This is a genomic window from Actinocrinis puniceicyclus (assembly GCF_018283645.1).
Lineage (GTDB): Bacteria > Actinomycetota > Actinomycetes > Streptomycetales > Catenulisporaceae > Actinocrinis > Actinocrinis puniceicyclus.
Genome location: NZ_JAGSXH010000291.1, coordinates 1 through 1,730 on the forward strand (window position 1 = coordinate 1; position 1,730 = coordinate 1,730).

The window sequence follows — 1,730 nt, forward strand, 5'->3', positions numbered from 1 at the left end:
GCAAACATTCACTGGGAAATCGGAGTGTGACGGTGTCCGCCTTGCGGTGACGCAGGGTGTGTGGGGTGTGGTGGGGCGTGGGTCGATCTGACGGCCGGTCATGTGGTTGGATCTGCTCGTGCCGGATCCGCAGTCGCTCTCGCGCGAGGAGTTGATCGCGCTCGTTGCGGACCAGGATGCTGTGATCGCTCGGCAGGATGCGCAGATCACGGCGATGGCCGGGCAGTTGGCCGGGGTGCTGGAGAAGTTCGAGGAGCAGGCCGGCGAGCTGGAGAAGCTGCGGCACCTTCTCTCTCGCAACAGTTCGAACTCGTCGTTTCCCTCCTCGAAGGACGACGGGCTGGGCCGTAAGGCGCCGGGCAGCTTGCGCGAGTCGTCCGGGAAGGCCAAGGGCAAGCAGAAGGGCGCGCCCGGTTCCCGCCGTGAGTGGGTTTCGGCCCCGGACGAGACGAAGCCGGTGTTCCCCGAAGGCGCGTGCGAGTGTGGCGCGGACCTGGCCGGCGCGCTGGATCTGGGTGTGGTGGACCGCTATCAACAGCATGAGCTGCCCGAGGTCGCGGTCAAGGTCACGCAGTTCGAGGCGCACGCGGTGGCCTGTGGGTGCGGGCGCACCCACACCGGGGCGCGGCCCGAGGGCGCCGGGGCCGGGAGCGCGGGGTACGGTCCGAACCTGCAGGCGCTGATCGTGTATCTGCTGGTGATCCAGTTCCTGCCGGTCGCACGGTGCTGCGACCTGGTCGAATCGTTGACCGGGACCAGGCCGTCAGCCGGGTTCGTCCACGGGATGCTCGCCAAGGCCGCCGCCGCGCTGCGCGTCGTGGACCGGGCGATACGCACCCTGATCACTCTGGCGTTCGCGGTGTGCTGTGATGAGACCCCGGTCAAGACCGGCCCGGCCACCCCCGCCCCGGGTAAGAAGGAGGCCAAGGGATACCTGCTGGTCGCCTGCACCGAGCTGTACACCCACTACCTGCTCGGCGACCGCTCCCTGGACACCTTCACCGCGTTCGTCTTCGCGGACCTGGCCGCCGACGCGGTGATCGTGCACGACCGGTACACCGCCTACGACTCCGCGAAGCTCGGCACGCTCAACCACCAACTCTGCCTGGCGCACATCCTGCGGGACCTGGCCTCGGCCGCGGAACTGTACCCCGACCAGATCTGGCCGGCCCAGGCCGCCGACGCCCTGCGCGAACTGATCCACCGGGCCAATCAGGCCCGCGACCAGGACCGGGACGCGATCGACCCGGCCGTCACCGCCCAGCCGATCAAAGCATTGCGCCACGCGGTCCTGATCGGCCTGGCCCACACCCACGACCTGGCCGACACCCGACCCGGCGCCCGCAAATCCCGCCTGCTACTCGAAGCACTCCACCAGCGCGAGGCGGACTTCCTGCGCTTCACCACCGACCTGCGCATCCCACCCACCTCCAACCAGGCCGAACGCGACCTACGCCCCGCAAAGATCCAAGAGAAGATCTCCGGACGCCTGACCAACACGCAGCGCGGCAAAGACCGCTACCTCATCCGCGGCGTGCTCTCCACCGCGATCAAACACGGCCAACGCCCCCTTGCAATCCTGCGCGACGCACTGGTCGGCACACCCTGGTTCCCACCCGGCTACACCCCGGCCTGACCCACCACCACACCACCAGCCGAAACCAACCCGGACAACGGCAGCTACCACGCGCCCCGAACCATCACGCCCCGTGACACCGGTGAACGTTTAC

General features: G+C 68.5%; 1 protein-coding gene. It reads left to right on the forward strand.

The genetic code is table 11. The features are described 5' to 3' along the window. The first annotated feature begins 106 nt into the window (after positions 1-106). On the forward strand, positions 107-1,636 hold the full coding sequence (tnpC, locus tag KGA66_RS28830) for an IS66 family transposase (RefSeq protein WP_211472744.1): 1,530 nt from the start codon (positions 107-109) through the stop codon (positions 1,634-1,636). Positions 1,637-1,730: the final 94 nt, after the last annotated feature.